At 72.2% G+C, this 20898-nt stretch carries 22 protein-coding genes; 11 read left to right on the forward strand and 11 right to left on the reverse strand.

Annotated features, from left to right (window positions below; all coding sequences use genetic code 11):
- Nucleotides 1-49: 49 nt before the first annotated feature.
- Nucleotides 50-712 carry a response regulator transcription factor gene (locus Pth03_RS00540; protein ID WP_308442325.1) on the forward strand — a complete coding sequence of 221 codons (663 nt, stop codon included), beginning with the start codon at nt 50-52 and terminating at the stop codon, nt 710-712.
- Here the strand turns inward: Pth03_RS00540 and Pth03_RS00545 are convergent.
- The 8 genes from Pth03_RS00545 to Pth03_RS00580 form a co-directional block, all read right to left on the reverse strand.
- Complete coding sequence (locus Pth03_RS00545) at nt 653-2431, reverse strand: ATP-binding cassette domain-containing protein (RefSeq protein WP_203942058.1); 1779 nt, start codon at nt 2429-2431, stop codon at nt 653-655. The two genes, Pth03_RS00540 and Pth03_RS00545, sit on opposite strands and share 60 nt — an antisense overlap.
- Nucleotides 2428-4203, reverse strand: a complete 1776-nt coding sequence (locus tag Pth03_RS00550) for an ATP-binding cassette domain-containing protein (RefSeq protein ID WP_203942059.1) — start codon at nt 4201-4203, stop codon at nt 2428-2430. Before Pth03_RS00550 ends, Pth03_RS00545 begins: the two co-directional genes overlap by 4 nt.
- A gap of 155 nt (nt 4204-4358) precedes the next feature.
- Nucleotides 4359-4493, reverse strand: a complete 135-nt coding sequence (locus Pth03_RS00555) for a SapB/AmfS family lanthipeptide (RefSeq protein WP_203942060.1) — start codon at nt 4491-4493, stop codon at nt 4359-4361.
- On the reverse strand, nt 4493-7117 hold the full coding sequence (gene lanKC, locus Pth03_RS00560; RefSeq protein WP_203942061.1) for a class III lanthionine synthetase LanKC: 2625 nt from the start codon (nt 7115-7117) through the stop codon (nt 4493-4495). Before lanKC ends, Pth03_RS00555 begins: the two co-directional genes overlap by 1 nt.
- 231 nt (nt 7118-7348) lie before the next feature.
- Nucleotides 7349-8071, reverse strand: coding sequence for a sensor histidine kinase (locus Pth03_RS00565; protein ID WP_203942062.1), 723 nt, complete (start codon nt 8069-8071; stop codon nt 7349-7351).
- 168 nt (nt 8072-8239) lie between these two features.
- Nucleotides 8240-9280, reverse strand: a complete 1041-nt coding sequence (locus tag Pth03_RS00570; protein ID WP_203942063.1) for an NAD(P)/FAD-dependent oxidoreductase — start codon at nt 9278-9280, stop codon at nt 8240-8242.
- Entirely contained in the window at nt 9277-9819 is a 543-nt protein-coding gene (locus Pth03_RS00575; RefSeq protein WP_203942064.1) for an isoprenylcysteine carboxyl methyltransferase family protein, read from the reverse strand. Before Pth03_RS00575 ends, Pth03_RS00570 begins: the two co-directional genes overlap by 4 nt.
- A gap of 20 nt (nt 9820-9839) precedes the next feature.
- Nucleotides 9840-10895, reverse strand: coding sequence for a type III polyketide synthase (locus Pth03_RS00580; RefSeq protein WP_203942065.1), 1056 nt, complete (start codon nt 10893-10895; stop codon nt 9840-9842).
- A 578-nt stretch (nt 10896-11473) separates the two neighbouring features.
- On the opposite strand from Pth03_RS00580, the gene Pth03_RS00585 reads away from it, so the two are divergent.
- On the forward strand, nt 11474-12307 hold the full coding sequence (locus Pth03_RS00585) for a UbiA family prenyltransferase (RefSeq protein ID WP_203942066.1): 834 nt from the start codon (nt 11474-11476) through the stop codon (nt 12305-12307).
- Between the two features lie 223 nt (nt 12308-12530).
- Nucleotides 12531-12863, forward strand: coding sequence for a YnfA family protein (locus tag Pth03_RS00590; protein WP_203942067.1), 333 nt, complete (start codon nt 12531-12533; stop codon nt 12861-12863).
- A gap of 25 nt (nt 12864-12888) precedes the next feature.
- On the opposite strand, the gene Pth03_RS00595 is transcribed toward Pth03_RS00590, so the two are convergent.
- Nucleotides 12889-13272: a VOC family protein gene (locus tag Pth03_RS00595; RefSeq protein ID WP_239118664.1), complete on the reverse strand. Its 384-nt coding sequence runs from the start codon at nt 13270-13272 to the stop codon at nt 12889-12891.
- 242 nt (nt 13273-13514) lie between these two features.
- Between Pth03_RS00595 and Pth03_RS00600 the strand changes: the two genes are divergently transcribed.
- Nucleotides 13515-14465, forward strand: coding sequence for an SDR family oxidoreductase (locus tag Pth03_RS00600; RefSeq protein WP_203942068.1), 951 nt, complete (start codon nt 13515-13517; stop codon nt 14463-14465).
- 9 nt (nt 14466-14474) lie between these two features.
- Here Pth03_RS00600 and Pth03_RS00605 read toward each other — a convergent pair whose 3' ends face one another.
- On the reverse strand, nt 14475-14936 hold the full coding sequence (locus Pth03_RS00605) for a DUF2000 domain-containing protein (protein ID WP_203942069.1): 462 nt from the start codon (nt 14934-14936) through the stop codon (nt 14475-14477).
- Nucleotides 14937-15038: 102 nt separating this feature from the next.
- Here Pth03_RS00605 and Pth03_RS00610 point away from each other — a divergent pair, with 102 nt between their 5' ends.
- The gene (locus Pth03_RS00610) at nt 15039-15521 is read left to right on the forward strand and encodes an Lrp/AsnC family transcriptional regulator (RefSeq protein ID WP_203942070.1); all 483 of its coding nucleotides are present in this window, start codon (nt 15039-15041) and stop codon (nt 15519-15521) included.
- 5 nt (nt 15522-15526) lie between these two features.
- Here the strand turns inward: Pth03_RS00610 and Pth03_RS00615 are convergent, their stop codons facing one another.
- A complete protein-coding gene (locus Pth03_RS00615) occupies nt 15527-16396 on the reverse strand; it encodes an SDR family oxidoreductase (protein WP_203942071.1) in 870 nt (289 codons plus the stop codon).
- A gap of 89 nt (nt 16397-16485) precedes the next feature.
- Here Pth03_RS00615 and Pth03_RS00620 point away from each other — a divergent pair, with 89 nt between their 5' ends.
- The 6 genes from Pth03_RS00620 (at nt 16486) to Pth03_RS00645 (ending at nt 20770) form a co-directional block, all read left to right on the forward strand.
- Entirely contained in the window at nt 16486-17091 is a 606-nt protein-coding gene (locus tag Pth03_RS00620) for a TetR/AcrR family transcriptional regulator (protein WP_203942072.1), read from the forward strand.
- 137 nt (nt 17092-17228) lie between these two features.
- Nucleotides 17229-17438 (forward strand): TOBE domain-containing protein, encoded by a 210-nt coding sequence (locus tag Pth03_RS00625; protein WP_203942073.1) that lies wholly within the window; start codon nt 17229-17231, stop codon nt 17436-17438.
- Nucleotides 17439-17684: 246 nt separating this feature from the next.
- On the forward strand, nt 17685-18086 hold the full coding sequence (locus tag Pth03_RS00630; protein ID WP_203942074.1) for a TOBE domain-containing protein: 402 nt from the start codon (nt 17685-17687) through the stop codon (nt 18084-18086).
- Nucleotides 18087-18106: 20 nt separating this feature from the next.
- On the forward strand, nt 18107-18913 hold the full coding sequence (gene modA / locus Pth03_RS00635; protein WP_239118665.1) for a molybdate ABC transporter substrate-binding protein: 807 nt from the start codon (nt 18107-18109) through the stop codon (nt 18911-18913).
- Between the two features lie 85 nt (nt 18914-18998).
- Entirely contained in the window at nt 18999-19733 is a 735-nt protein-coding gene (locus Pth03_RS00640) for an ABC transporter permease (protein ID WP_203942129.1), read from the forward strand.
- The gene (locus tag Pth03_RS00645; protein ID WP_203942075.1) at nt 19730-20770 is read left to right on the forward strand and encodes an ABC transporter ATP-binding protein; all 1041 of its coding nucleotides are present in this window, start codon (nt 19730-19732) and stop codon (nt 20768-20770) included. Before Pth03_RS00640 ends, Pth03_RS00645 begins: the two co-directional genes overlap by 4 nt.
- Nucleotides 20771-20898 lie beyond the last annotated feature (128 nt).

Below are 20898 nucleotides of genomic sequence, written 5' to 3' on the forward strand. Positions count from 1 at the left end.
ATAGTGAGGTGAGCCCGGGACTCGAACCACCCGGCTCCCGAGGACGACCGTGGGGGTACCGATGATCCGCCTGCTGCTCGCCGAGGACATGCATCTGATCCGCAAGGCACTGATCGCCCTGTTGTCCTGCGAGGACGACATCGAGGTCGTCGCGGACACCGCACAAGGGGAGGAGATCGTACGGCTCGCCTGCCTGCGCCGCCCCGACGTGGCGCTGGTCGACATCGGCATGCCCGGCATCGACGGGCTCACCGCGGCCGCCGAACTGCGCCGGCGATTACCCGCCTGCAAGACGGTGATCCTCACCGGACTCGGCACCCCACTTGCCCTGCGGCGGGCTCTGGACGCGGGCGTCCGGGGATTCGTCGTCAAGGACGCCCAGCCCGCCCACCTCATCGACTGCATCCGCCGGGTGCACCGCGGCGAGCGGGTCGTCGATCCCGAACTCGCCGCCGCCGTGCTCGACGCGGACGCCAACCCGCTGACGGCCCGCGAGCTCGACATCCTGGAGACCGCCGCCGCAGGTGCCACCGTTGGCGAGATCGCCGAACGGCTCTCGTTGTCACCGGGAACCGTCCGCAACTACCTGTCCCGCATCCTGACCAAGACGGGAGCACGTTCCCGGGTCGAGGCGATCCAGATCGCCTCGGAGTCAGGCTGGCTGTGGCCGGCGCGGGAGATCGGCATCCTGCGCTACCGGCCCCGCAGATAGCGGTTGACGGCCCGCCCAGTGGCCGACCAGATCGGCGTACAGCGGCGAGGCGGCCGTCAGCTCCTCGTGCGTCCCCAGCCGGACGCGGGAGCCGTCCATCACCAGCACGCGCCGTGCCCGCGCCGCCGAGGAGATCCGGTGGGCGACCACGATGAGCGTGCCTCCGCGCGCGGCGAAGGCCGCCTCGGCCCGCGCCTCGGCGGCCGGATCAAGGTGACAGGTGGCCTCGTCGAGCACGACGAGCCGGGCGGGGGAGAGATATGTCCTGGCCAGCGCGATCAGCTGACGTTCACCGGCCGACAGCTCCGCCGGGTCGATGACCGTGTGAGAGCCGTACCTTTCCGCCACACCGGCCAGCCCGAACACGGCGACCGCCTCGTCGACCTCCGCCTCGGTCGCGTCAGGCGCGAGGTAGGTCAGGTTGTCGACGAGGACGGCGCGGAAGACGTAGGCCTCCTGCGGGATCAGCGCCCGTGAGCGCTCCTCGGCCTCCGCCGCGGGGACGCCGCCGATCGTCACCGCGCCCTCCGACGGCCGCAGCACACCGGCGACCAGCCCGGCGAGCGTCGACTTGCCGATGCCGCTCGGCCCCACGACCGCGAGGTGCTCGCCCTCCGGCACGACCAGATCGAGGCCGTCGATCACCGGCTCGGCGGCGGGGCCGTAGGCGAAGGCGACCCCGCGCAGCTCCAGTCCCGCGCCTTCGGGCGGCCGCCGCGGCCCCGCCACCTCGTACGGCACGGCGCCACCGAGGATGCGGTCGAGCGTGACCGCCAACCGTACGCCGCTGACGCCGAGGCCCTGGACGAGCCCGGCCAGGGCGGGGGTGAGCGACTGCATGACGTAGGTGAGCGAGCCGAGCACGACGCCCGCCGTCACCCCCCGGCCGAGCAGCCAGGGCGTGGCGCCCAGGAGCAGCAGGATCGGCAGCCAGCCGCCCAGGGCGAGCGCCAGCGTCCGGGCGGCCGTGACCCGGGCGAGCGCGCGGGCGGCCCGCGCCTGCGCCGCGACGTCGCGTCCCACGGCGGCGGCGACCCGCGGCTCCGCCCCGCAGGCCACGACGTCGCGCAGCCCCTCCGCCATGGCGGCGACCGACGCCGACACGTGCTCGTCGGCCACGATGAAGCCGCGCTGCCGGCGGGCCAGCGCGGGCAGGGACGCGAGGAACGACACCAGGCCGAGCAGCACCGGCGTCAGCACCAGGGGCAGGACCGCAGGAGCGAGCGTCGCCATGCCCAGTGCGACGCCGGCCAGCGTGAAGACGAACGACCTGACCACCGTGATGATCGCCGCCAGGGCGTCTCTCGCGAGCTCGACCTGGTGATTCATGCGGGCGACCGCCGACGTGTCGCCGCCCCCGAGGACACCCGACCCAGCGCCCGAGTCCACGACAGGGCCGGCCCCGAGACCGGAGACGGCGCGGGAGACCACGTGTGTCAGCAGATCGTCGCGGAAGGGCTCGACCACGGCCGCGATGCCGAGCAGGATCTGCCGCGCCGCGACGGCCGCGACCAGCCACCCGGCGGCGAGCACCCCCAGCCACGCCAGCCCGGTGACGGGCCGCCCCGCGGCGAAGCCCTCGTCGATCGCCCGCGCGACCGCGTGCCCGGCGGCGAACGCCGGCACGACCTCGGCCACCGACCAGGCGGCCAGGCGCACGATCACCCGGGGCTCCCGCAGCAGAGCCCGGCGAAGCAGGCCCCCCGCAGCCCCCCTCATGACGCCCCCTGGAAGACCGCCCGGTAATCCGGGTCGTTCCACAGCGACTCGTGCGTGCCGTGCGCCCTGACCCTGCCGCCGTCCAGCCAGACGACCTGGTCGGCCCGGGCCGCCGTCGCCACCCGGTGGGTCACGATCAGCCGGGTGCGCCCGGCCAGGGAGCCGGTGAGCGCACGGCTCACCTGACGCTCGGTCACCGTGTCGAGGCTCGACATGGCGTCGTCCAGGATGAGCACCCGCTCGGCCTGGGCGAACGCCCGGGCCAGGCCGACCCGCTGCACCTGGCCGCCCGACATCGGGGCCCCGGAGAGGGGCGTTCCGTACCCGCCGGGCATCAGCCGGATGAACGCGTCGGCGCATGCCGCCTGTGAGGCCGCCCGAACCCGTCCGGCGGCCGAGCGCCACCCCGGCCCGATGCCGCCGGAAGACGGCAGGCCGTTCCCGGGGCTCGTGCCGTCGCGGCGCTCCGGAGGCAGCCCGAACCCGATCGCGTCGCCGAGCGTCGCGCCGAGCAGCACCGGCCGTTCGAACGCGTAACCGATCGCCCGCCGCAGATGCTCGCGCCCGATCTGCGGCAGCGGGACGCCGTCGAGCAGCACCGACCCCACGTCCGGGTCGAGCAGCCTGCCCGCCACCGCCGCGAGCGACGACTTGCCCGAGCCGGACCTGCCGACCACCGCCACGCAGCATCCGCCCGGCACCACCAGATCGACGTCGCTCAACAAGGGCGAGCCGTTCACGCGCACGCTGACCCGGCGCAGTTCGAGCCGCCCGCGTCCCTCCGCCGGGCGGCGGGAGCCGTACGGCAGGGCGGGCTCGGCCAGCAGCCGGTCGATGCGCCGGGCGGCCGACCGTGCCCGCGCGAGCCTGCCGGCGTAGCCGACGGCCGACCCGAGACCGGCGCCGAGCACGGCGTAGCGGGCGCTCGCCAGCAACTCGCCCATCGAGAGGTGGCCGCCCGCGAGCCTGAGCCCGCCCACCGCCAGCACGGCCGTCTCGAGCAGCGGGATCACCACCGCGGCCTGGACACCTGCCCGCGCATGCAGCCGCCACAATGACAGCCCGTGCTCGCGCAGCCGGGGAAGCGGTGCGAGCACGCGGTGCACCTCCTGGTCCTGCGTGCCGGCCGCGATGATGGTCCGCGCCCCGGCGAGCGCGCCGACCAGCCGGGCCGCGATCTCGGCCTGGGCCTCCTGGTAGCCGGAGGCCGCGACCGTGGTCTTGTGCATGAACGCCCGCACGACCCCCAGCACGACCAGCAGACCGGCGGTCAGCGTGGCCCCCAGCAGCGGATCGATGAGCACGAGGGCCACGACGCTTCCCGCGGACGGGATGACGAGCGAGGCGGCGGTGACGACGGCCTCCGGCCCGCGAGCCGCCTCCTCCACGTTCACCCCCGCACGCGTCACCAGGTCGCCGGTCGTGAAACGCCTGGTCGTCGTGGTGCCGGCGGCGAGGACACGCGCGGTGACACGGCGGCGCAACCACTGCGCCGCCTCCGCCCCGCTCACGCCGGACGCCAGCACGCCGAGCACGTCGCACGCCACGACCAGCGCCACCAGCCAGGCCACGAACACCACGGCGGCGGGCACGCTCGCATTCGGTGCCGCACCGGACACAGGCGTACCGGTGAGAGCGTCGAGCGCCCGGCCGAGCGCCATCGGGAGCAGCAGCTCCGCCGCAGCCCCGGCGAGCGCGGTGAAGGCGAGCAGCACGAGCCAGCGTCCGCTGTGCCGTGCGGCCCTGGCGATGAGCGCGTCCGCCGTTGACACGGGTTGCCTCCCTGCGACGGGCCGCTGAACGGTCCCCGGACAGAAACTCGTGACGGAAAAGAGCCTGGGCGGCCACGGGGGCCGCCCAGGTCTGTCGTGCTAATCGTCATCAGCCTCCGCGGTCACCGCCGCTGCGGCGACCGGCCCCGCGGTCGTCAACCGCAGAGCAGGCTGAGGCTGCTGTTCTCGTGCGGGGTGCAGGCCAGCAGGCTCAGGTTGCTGCCGCCGCCACCGTGACCGTGGCCGTGACCACCGGGCGTCTCCAGGGTCTGGAGGTCGAGAAGTGCCATTACGAACACCTCCTTCCACTGCTCGTCGGGATGGTGCACCCGGCCGGCTCACGCAGGGGCCCCTGCGCCCGCAGCCATCCGGGGGGCTCGAAGAAGGGGAGATGCACCGGCTGGTCGTGCAGCACGGTGCCGAGTGCGAGCAGCACTCCTGCGCTCCCCGTGGCGAGGTCCATCGACAGCCGGAGCAACTGGGCTCCGGGGAAGGCCAGGCCGTCCCTGTAAGGCAGCTCGTGCCAGGCCAGGCGTGCGACCTGCGCCGCCGCCTCGGTGCGGTCGTGGACCGGGTCGGCACCGAGACAGGCGATCATTCCGGCGCGTCCGGCGAACAGGCCCGGCTGGATGAAGTACGGCAGCGTGCCGACCGGGCGGATCGCGTCGAGGAATTCGCGGAACGCTTCGTCGTTCCGGTGCGCGAGGAAGCGGGCCAGCACCAGGCCGATGCCCGCCGATCCCTCGTCGAGGTACGGATTGGTCCGCCAGCCCTGCTGCACCTGGAGTTGCCCGTCGTCTCTGCGCACGCACCGCCGCAGGTCCTGCCGCAGGGCGGTCGCGGCCACATCGAGCAGCCGGTCGTCGCCGGTGCGCTCGTAGACGTGCAGGAACATGAGCGCGACCCCGGCCGAGCCGTACATCAGACCGGCGTGCGGGTGCACGCCGCCGCTGATCTCGGGCACGTCGCCGGGGCCGCCGAGCCGGCCGGCCGCCGACTCCGCCATCAGCAACGCCTGCTCGAGCAGCGTCGCGTCGCCCGTCACGTCGTGGAAGTGGAGCAGGGTGAGCGCGACTCCGGCGATGCCCTGGTAGAGGCTCAGATCGAGGCGCTCCCAGCCCGCGCGGTCACGTGGCCGGGACCGTTCCAGCACGTCGAGCGCGTCGTCGCGGCGGCCCAGCCCGTCCAGAGCCCAGGCCACGCCCAGCGATCCGTTGTAGAACCCGATGCCGGCCTCGGGGTCGGCGGCATGCGCGACCAGCCAGTCCTCGTGTTCGGGGAAGCGGCCCGCGCCCGCGGCCCGCAGCGCGTGCAGCACGCCGGCGGCCCCGTTGGCGAGGCTGACGCCGCCGCCGGGCTGGAACTGCACGATGTCGCCGGGGAACAGCCGGTCGTCACGCTCGGGCGTCGCGCTCGCGAGGATCGCCACGGTGACGGATTCGCGGATGGCGGGCCAGCTCGCGGCAAGCGCGCTCGCCGGGGGCTGCTCCACCGGCCGGGGCGGCTCGTGCCCCAGGATCGTCCGTACGGCGCCGCCGATCAGGCCGGGCGGCACGGGGAAGGTCTCCTCGATCAACCGGCCGAGCTGGACCACCTTGGGCCGATGGAGCGGCAACATCATCGTGGCCATCGGGGCGAACATGCCGAGGTGGAGGCAGGCCAGCGCGTACTCGTCGGCTTCGACGCCTAATCGGTCCGGCGGCGGGACGAAACCGGGATCGGCCAGCGTCGGGCGCCTGCGCTCCTCCACCGGTGAGGCGACCTCGAAGTCGATGAGCACCACACGGTCCCCGTCGACCAGCACGTTGAACGGGTGGAGGTCGCCGAAGACCACGCCGCGTTCGTGCAGGGACGCGACCGCGCGGCGCACGCCCTCCAGCATGCCGGCGGCCCACCGCGTGTAGTCGGCGAGCATCTCATCGGTGTGGTCGGCCCTGGTCAGGGGGTGCTTCTGCGCGACGAGCCGGCTCAGTGCCGTGCCGTCCACGTGCTCCATGACCAGGAAGTGGTGCTCCCCGACCGTGACGTGGTCGAGCAGGGCGGGCACGGCGTCCAGACCGGCGAGGCGCTCCATGGCGGCGGCTTCGTGGCGCAGGCGGGTGACCGCGTCACGACCGGCCGCGTCGAGGCCCGCGTGCGGGCGCGCCTCCTTGAGCACGACCTTCTCGCCCGTGCGCACGTCATGCCCCAGGTAGACGCCGCCGCCGTTGGAGAAGTGCAACACGCCGTCCACCGCGTACGGCAGACCGTCAATGGTGACGGCTCCCCGGGCCGCCAGGTGCGGCTCGAGGAACTCCGGCAGGCGCACCCAGGCGGGCAGGGAGAAGGCGGGGCCGCGCACGTCGGGCACGAGCTCGCCTCGGTCGTTCTCGATCGCGAGGACGCGCTCGCCGCTCTCGCTCACGCAGTGCCGCTCGGCGAACCCGCCGTACCGCACGTAGAGGGGGCCGTCGCCGTACCGCAGGTCGCTCAGGATGTACGGCCCGGCCACGCCCTGGAGGATCCCGGACAGCTCCTTGAGCACCAGCTCCAGCTGCGCGTCGTCCACCGGGTAGACGGTCACGAGCTTGCCGCTCGAACCCCGGCCGGCGTATTTGGAGTTGCGGCTCACCATCACGCGGCGGCCCCGGAGGAACTTGAACGCGAGCGAATGGGCGACGCAGTAGTCCCATACGGCCGCCAGCACCTGGTCGGTCTGCTCGGCCCGGGAGGAGACGTGGATCTTCCATCCCTGCTGGGGCAGGCGCACCCCCGGCGGCGCGTAATGCAGCCAGGTGTCGGTCGCCACGTGGTCCCAGCCCTCGGGCACCGGCGTGCCGGCGATGGCGAAGTCCGGATGCTCCGCGCGTTTGCGCTCAAGGCTGTCGTAGAAGAAAGGATCCGCGAGGCAATAAATCTCATACGCGTTAATCACAAGATGTCCCCTTAGGCCGCTCGCTTCAAAGAATTCCGAAAATAGGGGGATGGGCCAAGTTACGTAAGTCAACACCTGCATATGTGTACGTCACGTAGCCGGTCGTGATTCGTGTCATGGGAGGGGCGTGATGAGGGTCATCGACAGGCCGGGAGCGTGCGGGAACTCACAGGCGGGCGTACGAGATGTCCTGGCCTCACGGTCGAGCAGCGCCGCTGGGGGGTGGGGAGGTCAGCGAGGAGCGCGGACGGGAAGCTCGGCCACCAGGCGGAACCAGCCGTCCGGGCCCGCGCTCGCGTCGAGCGTGCCGTTCAGCGCGGCGGCCCGGTCGCGCAGGTTGGCGATGCCGTGTCCGTCCTCTGACGGGGCCGCCTGCGGGTTCGCGCCGTCGTTGGCCACGGTCAGGAGGGCGGACCTGCCCTCGGACCGCACCGTGATGCGCAACGTGATGTGGCATCGGCGGGGCCGGCTGTGGCGCAGCATGTTCGCCACCGCTTCGCGCACCATCACGGCGAACGCCGCGTCCACCTCGGGGGCCAGGTCGACGTGCTCCAGGTCGAGCACGCAGTGCATGCCTCGCGCGGTCAGCACGGCCCTGGAGTCGGCCGCCTCCGCCCACAGGGAGATTCCTTGGTAGGACCGGGTGACGTTGCGGATGTCGGCCGCGGCCTGCCGTACGGACTCGATCACGCCGGCCAGCGCGGGCCGCACAGGCGAGTCCTCGTCGGCGAGCCGGTAGGCGAGTTCACCCTGCAGCGACGCCAGCCACAACCGGCTGCCGACGAGATCGTGCACGTCGCGGCCGAACTGCTCACGCGCCTGCGCCGCCGCCTGGCGCAAGGCGTCCGGGCGCCGGTTCGCACGGCAGGCGCGTAACCCTGCGAGGAACGCGAGGCCGCCGCTCAGCAGCGACCCCGTCACGACCGCGAGAGCGAGCGCGGTTGAACTGGGCAAGTGAGAATCCTCCGGTCATCCGGGCCAGAGGAGGGGGCTCGCTTTCGGGCGCACGGATTGATCCTCGCATGGAAGTCGATAAATATGCCCACTTAATTGCGAAGGAATTTCACCGCAATTCTCTGGAGCATGCCGGAATCGTCGCCGTGTGCGTAATTAGGGAAATGCTCACGCGAGCGCGTGGACGGCCGCCGCGAACAGGCCGGGCAGCCGCTGGGCCGCGGGGACGATCAGCCGGGCGGACCCCGGATGGTGGCGCGCCCGCAGGAGTGCCGCGGTCAGCAGCCGATGCCGCAGCGACAGGCGCCGCCAGGCCGCCTCGTAGGCGGCGGGGCGACCGGCCCGAAGGCAGCGCACCAGGGCCCGGGACGAGAGAAGGGCGAGCGACAGGCCCTCTCCGGTGATCGCGTCCACGTAGCCGGCGGCGTCGCCTACGAGCAGCGCACGACCGCGCACCCGTGAGCGCACCCGCTGGCGCAGCGGCCCGGCGCCGCGTACGGGCGTGACGGCCGGGCCGTTCAGCCGGGCGACGAGGTCGGGGAAGTCCGCGAGATGGTCGTGGTAGGCCTGGCGCCGGGAGCTCAGCACGGCGACGCCCACCAGGTCGTCGGCGACGGGCGTGACGTACGCCTCGCCTGCGGCCGCCCAGTGCACCTCGACGAAGTCCGTCCACGGGGTCATCCGGTAGTGACGCCGCTGGCCGTATCTCCGGGGCAGGGAAGGGGGCGGGTCCAGCCCGAGCAGCGACCTGGTGGGCGAGTGCAGGCCGTCCGCGGCGACCAGCCACCGCGCCCGGACGTCCGGCGTGCCACCCCCGGTGGCGCGGACCGCGACGTCCACCGCGCTCGGGCTCTGGCGCAGGCGCTCGACGCGGCCGGAGATGACGCGCACGCCGAGCTCGGCGGCGCGGCGGGAGAGTGCGGCGTGCAGGCAGGTGCGGCGCACGCCGATGCCGGGCCCGTCGCGGAAGACCGCCTGGGCGCGATGGCGGCCGTCGACGTAGCGGATGCCGCGGAAAGGCCGGCCGTCCGCGACGACGCCCATCGAGCGCAGCACGGCCGCGCCCGTCGGCATCAGCCCCTCGCCGCACGCCTTGTCCACGGGGCCGCCGCGCGGCTCCACCACGACCGCCTCCATCCCGGCCAGCGCGGCGTGGATGGCGGTCGCGAGCCCCGCCGGGCCGCCGCCCGCGACCAGTACGTCGATCATTCCGGTGTCCTGACAGGCGGCCTGCCCAGCGCCTCCATGGCCTCCTCCTCGCACCGGATCCTGACCACCATCAGGGCCGCGTTCAAAACGGTGAAAAGCGCGGCCGTCACCCAGGCGGTGTGCACCAGGGGCAACGCCGCGCCCTCGACCGCCACCGCAACGTAGTTGGGGTGCCGCAGCCAGGTCAGCCGGTACGGCCCGCGGGTCACGAGCGGCAGGCCGGGCACCACGACGACCTGGGTGTTCCACTGGCGGCCCAGGGCGGTGATGCACCACCAGCGCAGGCCCTGCGCGGCGACGACGAGGGCGAGCATGGGCCATCCGAGCGTCGGCACGAACGGCCGGTCGGCCGGCCACACCTCCAGCAGGCAGCCGGCCAGCAGGCCCGTGTGCAGGGCCACCATCCAGGGATAGTGGCCGCGCCCGGCGACCACCCCGCCGCGGGACAGGCTCCACCGCAGGTTGCGGCGGGCGACGACCAGCTCCGCCAGCCGTTCGGCGCCGACGACCAATACGAGCAGTGCGTACCAGAGCGACACGTCCGGAACCTCCGGGTCGGCTACCAGCGCAGCAGGACGAGCTCGGAGCAGAACCCCGGGCCCATGGCGATCATCAGGCCGGGCGTTCCCGGCGGCGGAGGTCGCAGGGAGAGGGTATCCCGCAGGACGTGGAGCACCGACGAGGACGACAGGTTCCCGATGGAGGCCAGCGAGCGCCACGTCAGGTCGAGCGCCCCGTCGGGCAGGTCCAGCGCCTCCGCGACGGCCTCGAGGACCTTCGGCCCGCCGGGATGGCAGACCCACGTGGTGATGTCGTGCGTGGTCAGGCCGTGCTCGCCGAGGAAGCGGCCGACATCTCCGGCGAGGTAGGTGCGGACCACGTCGGGCACGCTCGCGTCCAGCACGACCTTGAACCCGGTGTCGCCGACGTCCCAGCCCATCACCCGGTCGGAGGCCGGGTAGAGACGGCTGCGCGTGCCGGTGACCTCCGGTCCCGACGCCCGCGCATGCGCGTCCCCGACGGCGACGACGGCCGCCGCGCCGTCCCCGAACAGGGCGCCGGCCACCAGGTTGGCGATCGACCCGTCGTGGCGTTGCAGGGTGAGCGAGCACAGCTCCACCGAGAGCAGCACCGCCACGTGGCCGGGCCAGCCGCGCAGGTAGTCGTGCAGGCGGGCGATCCCCGCCGCGCCCGCCACGCAGCCGAGCCCGAACACGGGCACTCTCTTCACGTCGGGCCGCAGGCCGATGCGCCCGGCCAGTCGCGCGTCGACGGAGGGGGCCGCGATGCCCGTGACCGAGGTGCACATGATCATGTCGACGTCGCTGGGTGAAAGGCCCGCTGCGTCCAAGGCCGCGGTCACGGCCTCCGCTCCGAGTTCGACGGCCGCCTCGATGAAATGGTCGTTGGCCATCCCGAATCCGTCGAGCTTGCCGTACTGGTCGAGGGGCAGTACCAGATTGCGGTGCTCGACGCCGGCGTTGGCGTGGAGGCGGTCCAGGACCCGCCGGTTCGAGCCGGGCGGGAGGCAGACCCGGGCGAACGTGTCCGTGATCTCTCGCTGGGGGTACCGGTTCGGGGGAAGGACTCCGCGGACGGACACGATTCGCGTCATATGCATAATCCCCCGGGAGAGCTTTCGGCATCTTCCTTCGTGTTCCTTTTGCCCGCCCAAACCCTTCCCTATGCCCACCCTTTACCTTGGTGTTGATCGCCCCGGGGAGGCGTGATCATGCAGAAGTTCGCGCGCAGGCCATGTGACCGGCCCCGACCGTGTTGGTGATCATGCAGAAGCTCGGGGAATGTGGCCCCGACCAGCACCCCCCCGGGGCGTGATCATGCAGAAGTTCGCGTCCATGCCACTTGGCCTGTGGAGACGCCGATCGTGATCATGCAGAAGTTCGCGCGCACCCGCGCTCACCTGCGCATATCTCATCCGTGATCATGCACAGAGGGGTGCCTTGCCGTACGGCAAGGCCTTCTCGGTGCCCATGCCTATCAGGTGTGGTCGCCCATTGGATTTGGCCAACTGCATGATCACGAGCAGAGTTCGTGCAGGCCAAGGGCCACATCGGCGAACTTCTGCATGATCACGATCGGTCAAGTGCCTGGTGGCGGCGCCGCGCCCGAACTTCTGCATGATCACGCCCAAAGGGGTGATCATCACCTAAAGGTGGGGGTTAGGCTCGGGGCGTGGTGAAGGGGAGGGGTGGGCTCGTACGCGGGCTGGTCCTGGCATGCCACCCCGGCCCCACGGGAGCCGTCACCACACTGGTCACCGTGCTCGCCGTCGCCTCGGGCCGTGACGCGGCGGGATGCGTTCTCGTCGCCGCCGCCATTCTCACCGGCCAGTTGTCCATCGGCTGGTGCAACGACGCCGTGGACGCCGCCCGCGACACGGCCGCGGCCCGGGCGAGCAAGCCGATCGTCGCCGGCCTGGTGGGCGTGCGCACGGTGTGGGCGGCCGCGGCGGTCGCCCTGGCCGCCTGCGTCCCGTTGTCGTTCGCGAACGGCCTGGTGGCGGGCACGGTCCACCTCGTCGCGGTGGCGGGGGCATGGGCCTATGACCTGTGGCTGAAGGCGACCGTGCTCTCGTGGCTGCCCTATGCGGTGGGGTTCGGCAGCCTGCCGGTCTTCGTGCTGACCGGCCTGCCCGCACGGCCTTGGCCGGCATGGTGGGTGGTCGCCGCCGCGGCCCTGCTCGGCCTGGGGGCCCACCTGGCCAACGTCCTTCCCGACATCGGCGCCGACATGGTGACGGGCGTGCGGGGATGGCCGCAACGTCTCGGCGTGTCCCGGGTGCGCCTGCTGATCCCGGTGCCGCTGGTCGCCGCGTCCGTGCTTCTCGTCTTCGCGCCGCAGGGCCCTCCCGGCGCGGTGGGATGGGCGGGGCTGGCCGCGGTCGCCGTGTTCGGCGTGGCCGGGGCGGTGCTGGGCCGGGTCTCGCCACGGGTGCCGTTCGCGGCGGCGATCGCTTGCGCGGCCGTCGACGTGGGTCTGCTCGTCGAGGCCGGTATCCGGCCGTGATCGTGACTTCGTTGTGACCATCCCTGACGTAAGGCCGGAACGCACAAGGTGATCTTTCGCAGGGTGACCGCCGCGCGTCACGGGGAGGCCGATGGCGCCCCAGCCTGCTCTCCCTGCTCACCGCCGCCGAGAACGTCGAGGTGGCGCTGCACATGGAGCAGGCGATCACGTTGTCGTAGGGCAGCGACGCCGGAGTGCTGTGGCCACCCGATACCGTCGGAGGGTGACGATCGTTCGCTCCCTCCTGCTCTTCGTGCTGGCCGCGATCGCCGAGATCGGAGGCGCCTGGCTGGTCTGGCAGGGATGGCGGGAACACCGGGGGCTCTGGTGGATCGCCGCGGGTGTCATCGCACTAGGCGCATACGGATTCGTCGCGACATTTCAGCCTGATTCCCACTTCGGGCGAGTCCTTGCGGCGTACGGAGGCGTGTTCGTGGCCGGGTCACTCGCCTGGGGCGTGGTGGTGGACAAGTTCCGGCCGGGCCTGTGGGATCTGGTCGGCGCCGGTATCTGCCTGATCGGCGTGGCCGTCATCATGTACGCGCCCCGGGGCTGACCACCACAGGCACCGAGAGGCGCGTCTAGTCCTGGTCGAGGCAGAGGCAGAAGGGGTGTCCGGCCGGGTCGAGGAGCACTCGGACGTTCTCCTGCGGTTGGGCCGCGGCCGGCGAGGCTCCCAGGGCGACCGCGTCGGCGACAGCGGAATCGAGATCGCCGACCTGAAAGTCGAAGTGCATCATCGGGCGCTGTTCGCCGTCGGCGGGCGGCCAGACGGGGGCCTGATAATCGGCGGCCTGTTGGAACACCAGATAGACGCCACCCTGCGGAGCGGGGACGATCACCGTTCCCGGCTCCTCGTGGCCGATGGGCCAACCGAGCAGCTCGGAGTAGAACCGCGCCAAGGCTCCGGGGTCGGGCGCTTCGATGGCGGTGCCCCACCACATGCCGGCCGCGCGTGATCGCATGCTCGTAGCTTGCCGCAGCGGTTCGGGTATGTCTACCAGGGGCATCCATGCCGCGATGCGGCGCCGCTCCGCGAAATCGCCGGCGGCTGCCGTGCGCGGAGGACAGGGCGGGGAAGCCGGCCTGCGAGGGCGAGGGGCCGCGAAGATGACGCGCCCGCAAGGGGTGACACGGACGCTCCGGTGATCGATAGTTGCCCCAACAACTCCGGTGATCTCGCCGGCGACACCACGTGGAGACACTCATGGCGCGCGCGACTCCGGACATCACGGTTCCCGACCTCACCGGCAGGCTCGCCGTGATCACCGGGGCCAACAGCGGCCTCGGTCTCGGCCTCACCCGCAGGTTTGCGATGGCGGGCGCCGAGGTGGTCCTCGCCGTACGCGACCGGCGCAAGGGCGCCGACGCCATCGCACGGGTCCTCGCGGACGCGCCGGGCGCGCGCCTGAGCATCCGCCACCTCGACCTCACGTCGCTGGCGAGCGTCGCGGCGGTGGGCGCGGAGCTGCGCGGCGAGGGACGCCCGATCGACTTCCTGGTCAACAACGCCGGTGTCATGGCTCCGCCCATGCGCGTGGCCACGGAGGACGGGTTCGAGCTGCAGTTCGGCGGCAACCATCTCGGGCATTTCGCCCTGACCGCGCACCTGTTGCCGCTGCTCAAAGCGGCCGAGCGGGCCCGTGTGACGACGGTCAGCAGCCTCGCCGCCTGGTGGGCCCGGTTCGACTTCGGCGACCTGCAGAGCGAGCGATACTCGCCGCAGCGCGCCTACGGGCTGTCCAAGCTGGCCAACCTCATGTTCGCCCGCGAACTCGACCGGCGTAGCAGGGAGTTGGGGTGGGGGGTGCTGAGCAACGCGGCGCACCCCGGAGCGACGATCACCGGTCTCCAGGTCACCGGTCCCACGTACGGCGGCGCGGCGGTCGCCAGGACCCGGCTGCTCAACGCCTTCCTGTACCGCATTCCCGGCATGTGGCAGGAGGTGCCCACCGGCGTCCTGCCCATCCTCTATGCGGCGACCAGCCCCGACGCCGAGGGTGGCGCCTACTACGGGCCGGGCGGGTTCGGCGAGCTCACCGGCGGCCCGGCACCGGCGAGGTTCCCGCGGCGAGCGCTGAACGACGCCGACACGGCGCGGCTGTGGGACGTCTCCGAGCGGCTCACCGGGGTCGCCTATCCCGCCGTCAGGGTGTGAGAGACCCGGTCAGGGCAGGAGGGACAACTTGCGCACGATGCCGTCGACCGTCTTGCGCGGACCGATGACGCTGACGGCGTAGTACCCGAGCTCGGCGGAGGCGGAGACCTGCTCCAGGTATTCGTCGTAGACGCGTGTGGCCTGGGCGAGGTCCGGCATGTCGGCGACGAACACTCCTTCTGCCGCATCCGCCCTGGCCCTGATCTCGGCCAGCTTCGACGGCGGCGCGGCCAGAATCGTGCAGCCCGCCCACGGAAGGCCGGGGTGGACGTGCCCGCTCGCGTCCTTGGCGTCCGGGCCGAGCAGCCCCGCCACCGCCGCTCCCGTCGCCGCGGCCACGCAGACGGCCGCGTTGACGATCCGGCCTGCCGGCAATGTCTCGTCGACCACGACGACCCACTTCAACCGGGCTGACCGGGTCGGCTCGCCCGTCAGGATCTCTTCGGGTGCATACCCGACCGGCTCGCTCACGTTCGTTCCCCCTTAGCCGATGTACGGAATATTCCCTGAAGGGTAGGAGGACATACGTGCTCCAGCCAAGCAATCCGTATTTAATTCGGATAGCCTGGCGATATGGCGGAGATGGACGAACTTGATACGGCGATTCTGCGGGAGCTCCAGCACGACGCACGGCGCACCAACCGCGACGTCGCCGCCGCCGTGGGGGTGTCGCCGACGACCGCCCTCGACCGGACCCGTGCCCTGCGTCAGCGCGGCGTGATCCGCGGGGCGACCCTCGACGTCGATCTGGCGGAGATCGGCAGGCCCGTCCAGGCGCTGATCGCCGTGCGCATCCGCCCGCCGTCGCGGCGGGTCATCGAGGCGTTCCGCAACTGGGTGAGCGGGCTGCCCGAGACCATCGGCGTCTTCGTGGTCTCGGGCACGGAGGACTTCCTGGTGCACGTGGCCGTGGCCGACAACGACAGCCTGTACGCGTTCGTCATCGACAGGCTCACCGAGCGGCCCGAGGTCGCCGATGTGCGCACCAGCATCGTCTACGAGCACCTGCGCAGCCATGTCGTCGAGCCGGTGAGCCGCAAGCCCGGTGCCCGATAGGCGACTCAGCTGCCTGCCCGGGAGGCGATGACGTCGTCGGCGTCGGCCGCGTAGGCGAGCTCACGCTGGGCCTGGAGCGCCGCCAGCCGGTCGCCGAGGGCGGAGGCGATCGACTCGTAGGCTCCGGCGCCCAGAGTGAGCCGCCTGGGCGCAGGGGAGACGCCGGCCGAGTCGGCGATCGCCTCGGCGATCTTCGCGGGGTCGCCGGCCACCGCCCGGCGCACGAACTCCGGATCGGCGCCTCCGGTCAGCATGGCGCGGATCTGGCCCACGATGCCCGTGCCGTACGCGTCGATCGGGTCGGCGAGGGCGAGATTGGCGTTGAAGGAGGTCCGCGCGCCGCCCGGCTCGACGAGGGTGACCTCGATCCCGAACGGCGCGAGCTCGATGGCGATCGACTCGAAGAAGCCCTCGACGCCGAACTTGGTCGCGTTGTAGACGCTCATCCCGGGGTCGGCGACCTGCCCGCCCGAGCTGGACAGCTGGATGATCCGCCCGCCGCCCTGCGCGCGCAGGTGCGGCAGGGCCGCCCGGACCAGCTGGATCGGGCCGACGAGGTTGACCTCGATCTGGCGGTGCAGCAACTCGTCGGAGAGTTCCTCCGCGGCGCCGAGCACGCCGAACCCGGCGTTGGAGACGACGACGTCGACCCGGCCCAACGTCGCGAACGCCTCGCCGACCACGCGGTGGATCGCCGGGGTGTCGGTCATGTCCAGCGTGGCGGCCCACAGGCGGTCGCCGTACTGGTCCGCGAGCGCCGACAGGGCCTCGGGACGCCGTGAGGTCGCCGCGACGCGCTCGCCCCGGGCCAGCAGGAGTGTGGTGAGCTCGTATCCGAATCCCGACGTCGCGCCGGTGATGAGCCACGTTGCCATGATGAATGCCCCTCGATCTAGACAGTGCCTAGAATCTAGTCACTGTCTAGAAATGTAGTCAATGGCTAGACCGCGAGTAGGTTGGGGTCATGTCGGAGACGATCACGCGCTACCACCACGGCAATCTGCGGGCGGAGTTGCTCGCATGCGCTGAGCGCAAGCTGGAGTCGACCGGGGTGCAGGGGTTGTCCCTGCGGGAACTGGCCCGCGAGGTCGGGGTCAGCCACGGAGCGCCCCGGCAGCACTTCCCGGACAAGCAGGCGCTGCTGGACGCGCTCGCGGTCCTCGGCCTCCAGCGGCTCGGGAGCGAGCTGGATGCGGCGCTCGGCGCGGCGGAGGGCGACTTCGCCGACCGGCTGATCGCCTTCGCGCGCGCGTACGTCCGCTTCGCGACCACGCACCCCGCGCTGCTCGAGCTGATGTTCGCGCGCAAGGACCGCGCCGACGCCCCCGAGCTCCAGGAGGCGAACGCCCGGGCCTTCGCCGCGCCGTCGGCGCTCATCGCCGCGGGACAGGCCGACGGGGAGATCGACGGTGAGGACCCCGACCGCGTCGCGATGGCCCTGCTCGCCACCATCCAGGGCCTGGCCGCCGTCATCACCGGCGGCAAGATCGGCGATCGTCCCGTCGACTCCGTGGTCACCGGCACGATCGAGACGCTGCTGCGCGGGCTGCGCCCCCGGCCTGCCGCGTGAGCGGTGAAGCCGCAGGTCGCAGCGTCGTGGCTCCCCTCCGAGAGCGTCGGCGTCGCTTACCGTCGTAAGGCCGCACCGGTCCGCCGGTGTGGCTTTTCGATGGTGCGAACACCGATGTTGCGATCAAGGAGGGCGCCATGCGTCTGAGCGCACGGAACAAGATCCCCGCCAGGGTGACCTCGATCACCCACGGGGAGGCCACCGCCAATGTCGAGCTGGACGCGGACGGCACGCGCCTGGTGGCCGCGATCACCACGGAGGCCGCCAGAGAGCTCGGCCTGGCCGAAGGAGGCCGGGTGGTCGCCATGATCAAGGCGTCCGACGTGATCCTCGCCGTGGAGGACTGACGAGTCCGCGGGTGGCGCGGTCCCGCGCCACCCGCCACGGCCCGCGTCGCCCCGGCTCCCGCGCTCCGCCCGGCGTGCACGGCCGGTCCGGCCTGGCCGTACGGTCGGACCTGGGCGGCGTCTTCCGGGCGGAGGACCGGCCCGGCGCCGGGTATCTCAGATGCGATGCTTACAACCTGATAACCCCAGCGTCTGCACCATTTATCGACGACTCTTTCTAGTATTTTCGAAGGTATGGTGACAGCCGTGACCACGTTCCGGATCAGCGAAGCCGCCGCACTGCTCGGCGTCAGCGCCGACACCGTGCGGCGCTGGGTCGACGCGGGGCGCCTCCCGGCGCAGCGTGACGATCACGGTCACCGGATGGTCGCCGGCGCCGATCTGGCCTCGTTCGCGCGTGCTCAGATCGAGGCCGGGGACGGCTCGGGCCTGTCGTCGGCGCGCAACCGCTTCCGCGGCATCGTGACCGAGGTGATCAGGGACGCGGTCATGGCTCAGGTGGAGATCGCCGCGGGCCCGTTCCGGGTCGTCTCGCTGATGAGCCGCCAGGCGGCCGACGAGCTCGGCCTGGAGGTCGGAGCGGTGGCCATCGCCGTCATCAAGTCCACCAACGTCGTCGTGGAGATCCCCGACCACGCGCGTCCATGACCTCAATGAAGGAGTTCCTGGTGCTCAAGCGTCTTACCCGGTGGGCCGTCGCGGCCCCCGTCGCTTTAGCGCTCGTCACGGGCCTGTCGGCCTGCGGATCGGGCGATTCGGGTGCCGCGGCGACGGCCGCCCCCTCGTCGTCCGCGCCCGCGGCCCCGACCTCCCTGACGGTGTTCGCCGCGGCCTCCCTCACCGAGACCTTCACCGAACTCGGCAAGACCTTCGAAGCCGCCAACCCCGGCGTGAAGGTCACCTTCAACTTCGGATCGAGCGCCACGCTGGCCCAGCAGATCACGCAGGGCGCCCCCGCCGACGTGTTCGCCGCCGCCAGCCCGGCCACCATGAAGACGGTCACCGACGCCTCGCTGGCCGGCGCGCCCACCACCTTCGTGCGCAACAAGCTCGAGATCGCGGTCCCCGCGGACAACCCCGCCAAGGTGGACGACCTCAAGGACCTGACCGACCCCAAGGTCAAGGTGGCGCTGTGCGCCGAGCAGGTGCCGTGCGGCGCTGCGGCGACCAAGGCGCTGGACGCCGCCGGCCTGAAGGTCACGCCGGTCACCCTGGAGCAGGACGTCAAGGCCACCCTGACCAAGGTGGAGCTCGGAGAGGTCGACGCCGCCCTCGTCTACAAGACCGACGTGCTGTCCGCCGGGGGAAAGGTGACCGGCATCGACTTCCCCGAGGCCGACAAGGCGATCAACGACTACCCGATCGCGGCCCTGAGCAAGGCCCCGGCTCCCGACCTGGCCAAGAAGTTCGTCGACCTGGTGCTCTCGCAGCAGGGTAAGGACGTGCTGGTCAAGGCGGGCTTCGAAGCGGCCTGACGTGACCTCGCCCCTCCGGCGCCGAACACGGAGCCCGCGCGGCGGGAGCGTCCCCTGGGTGCTCTTCGCGCTCGCGCTGATCGGCATGGCCTTCCTGGTGCTGCCGCTCGCCGGGCTGCTGATCCGGGCTCCGTGGTCCACGCTGCCGCAGCGGCTTGGACAGCCGCAGGTGCTGGAGGCGCTGCGCCTCTCCCTGGTCACCGCCACCGTCGCCACGGCGGCCTGCCTGGTGCTGGGCGTGCCGTTGGCGTGGCTGCTCGCCCGCGTCCCGTTCCCCGGCAGGCGGCTGGTCCGCGCGCTCGTCACGATCCCGCTGGTGCTGCCGCCCGTGGTCGGAGGCGTCGCGCTGCTCCTGGTGCTCGGCAGGCGCGGGCTGGTGGGGCAGTGGCTGGACACGACGTTCGGGTTCTCCCTGCCCTTCACGACCGCGGGCGTCGTGGTCGCTGAGGCGTTCGTCGCGATGCCCTTCCTCGTCATCAGCGTGGAGGGCGCGTTACGCGCGGCCGACCTGCGCTACGAGGAGGCGGCCGCGACCTTGGGCGCCTCCCGCTGGACCGTCTTCCGCCGGGTCACCATGCCGCTCATCGCACCGGGCATCGTGGCCGGCGCCGTGTTGTGCTGGGCCCGCGCCCTGGGCGAGTTCGGCGCCACGATCACCTTCGCCGGCAACTTCCCCGGCCGCACACAGACCATGCCCCTGGCGGTCTATCTCGCACTGGAGACCGAGCCGGACGCGGCGATCGTGCTCAGCCTGCTCCTGCTCGTCGTGTCGGTCGCGATCCTGGCCGCCCTGCGCGACCGGTGGGTGACGACAGCATGAGCGATCCCCACCTGCGCGCCCGCCTGGTCGTCGAGCGGCCCCGGTTCCGCCTGGACGTCGAGTTCGCCGCCGAGGCAGGCCAGGTCATCGCGTTGCTCGGCCCGAACGGCGCGGGGAAGACCACGGCTCTTCGCGCGCTCGCCGGGCTCACCCCCCTGTCGGCCGGGGACATCACCCTGAACGGCCTCGCGCTGCACACCCTGCCGGTCGAACGGCGCCCCATCGGCATGGTGTTCCAGGACTACCTGCTCTTCCCGCACCTTTCCGCCCTCGACAACGTCGCCTTCGGCCCGCGCTGCCACGGCGCCTCGAAGCAGGAGGCCCGCCGTACGGCGGCGGCCTGGCTGGAGCGGGTCGGCCTCGCCGAGCAGGCCGCGTCCCGGCCGGGCCGGCTGTCGGGAGGGCAGGCGCAACGCGTCGCGCTCGCCCGCGCGCTGGCGGCCGAACCGGACCTGCTGCTGCTCGACGAGCCGCTCGCCGCGCTCGACGCCCACACCCGGCTGGAGATCAGATCACGGCTGCGCCGACACCTCGGCGAGTTCGGCGGCGCGACCGTCCTGGTCACCCACGACCCCCTCGACGCGATGGTGCTGGCCGACCACCTCGTCGTGGTCGAGAACGGCGCCGTCGTGCAGGAGGGCGGCCCGGCGGAGGTGGCCCGCCGCCCCCGTACGGACTACGTCGCGCGGCTGGTCGGCCTGAACCTCTATCGGGGCGAGGCCGACGAGCACCACGTCACGGTCGGCGATGTGGTCTTCAGCGTCACCGAGCGGCTGCGGGGCCCGGTGTTCATCGCCTTCCCGCCGTCGGCCGTCGCGTTGTTCCGGAGCCGCCCGGACGGCACGCCGCGCAACCTCTGGCAGGCGACGATCGAGGGCATCGAACGCCACGGCGACAACGTGCGCGTGCATCTGGCGGGCCCGCTCGCGGCGGCCGCCGACATCACCCCCGCGGCCGTCGCCGACCTCGACCTGACCGCGGGGCAGGCGATCTGGGCGGCGGTCAAGGCGACGGAGACCCACGCCTATCCCGCCTGACCGGTGGCCGCGCGCCCGTGTTCACGCGCGGCACGAGCGGCTCCCGTCCCGCGCCCCACGACGCTGAGGAGTGCGCGACCGCGGTGCGACGGCCGAGGGCGGGGGCGCGCGGTTTAGGGTGGTCGAAC

Origin of the sequence: Planotetraspora thailandica, from assembly GCF_016863335.1 — a bacterium.
Taxonomy (GTDB): domain Bacteria; phylum Actinomycetota; class Actinomycetes; order Streptosporangiales; family Streptosporangiaceae; genus Planotetraspora; species Planotetraspora thailandica.

What these genes read in the sequence shown, in the direction of transcription:
- Pth03_RS00600 (WP_203942068.1), top strand. Translation starts at nt 13,515, where the DNA reads ATGGCGCGCGCGACTCCGGACATCACGGTTCCCGACCTCACCGGCAGG.
- Pth03_RS00645 (WP_203942075.1), top strand. Translation starts at nt 19,730, where the DNA reads ATGAGCGATCCCCACCTGCGCGCCCGCCTGGTCGTCGAGCGGCCCCGG.
- Pth03_RS00625 (WP_203942073.1), top strand. Translation starts at nt 17,229, where the DNA reads ATGCGTCTGAGCGCACGGAACAAGATCCCCGCCAGGGTGACCTCGATC.
- Pth03_RS00545 (WP_203942058.1), bottom strand. Translation starts at nt 2,431, where the DNA reads ATGAGGGGGGCTGCGGGGGGCCTGCTTCGCCGGGCTCTGCTGCGGGAG.
- Pth03_RS00580 (WP_203942065.1), bottom strand. Translation starts at nt 10,895, where the DNA reads ATGACGCGAATCGTGTCCGTCCGCGGAGTCCTTCCCCCGAACCGGTAC.
- Pth03_RS00615 (WP_203942071.1), bottom strand. Translation starts at nt 16,396, where the DNA reads ATGGCAACGTGGCTCATCACCGGCGCGACGTCGGGATTCGGATACGAG.
- Pth03_RS00640 (WP_203942129.1), top strand. Translation starts at nt 18,999, where the DNA reads ATGGCCTTCCTGGTGCTGCCGCTCGCCGGGCTGCTGATCCGGGCTCCG.
- Pth03_RS00555 (WP_203942060.1), bottom strand. Translation starts at nt 4,493, where the DNA reads ATGGCACTTCTCGACCTCCAGACCCTGGAGACGCCCGGTGGTCACGGC.
- Pth03_RS00595 (WP_239118664.1), bottom strand. Translation starts at nt 13,272, where the DNA reads ATGCGATCACGCGCGGCCGGCATGTGGTGGGGCACCGCCATCGAAGCG.
- Pth03_RS00610 (WP_203942070.1), top strand. Translation starts at nt 15,039, where the DNA reads ATGGCGGAGATGGACGAACTTGATACGGCGATTCTGCGGGAGCTCCAG.
- Pth03_RS00620 (WP_203942072.1), top strand. Translation starts at nt 16,486, where the DNA reads ATGTCGGAGACGATCACGCGCTACCACCACGGCAATCTGCGGGCGGAG.
- Pth03_RS00570 (WP_203942063.1), bottom strand. Translation starts at nt 9,280, where the DNA reads ATGATCGACGTACTGGTCGCGGGCGGCGGCCCGGCGGGGCTCGCGACC.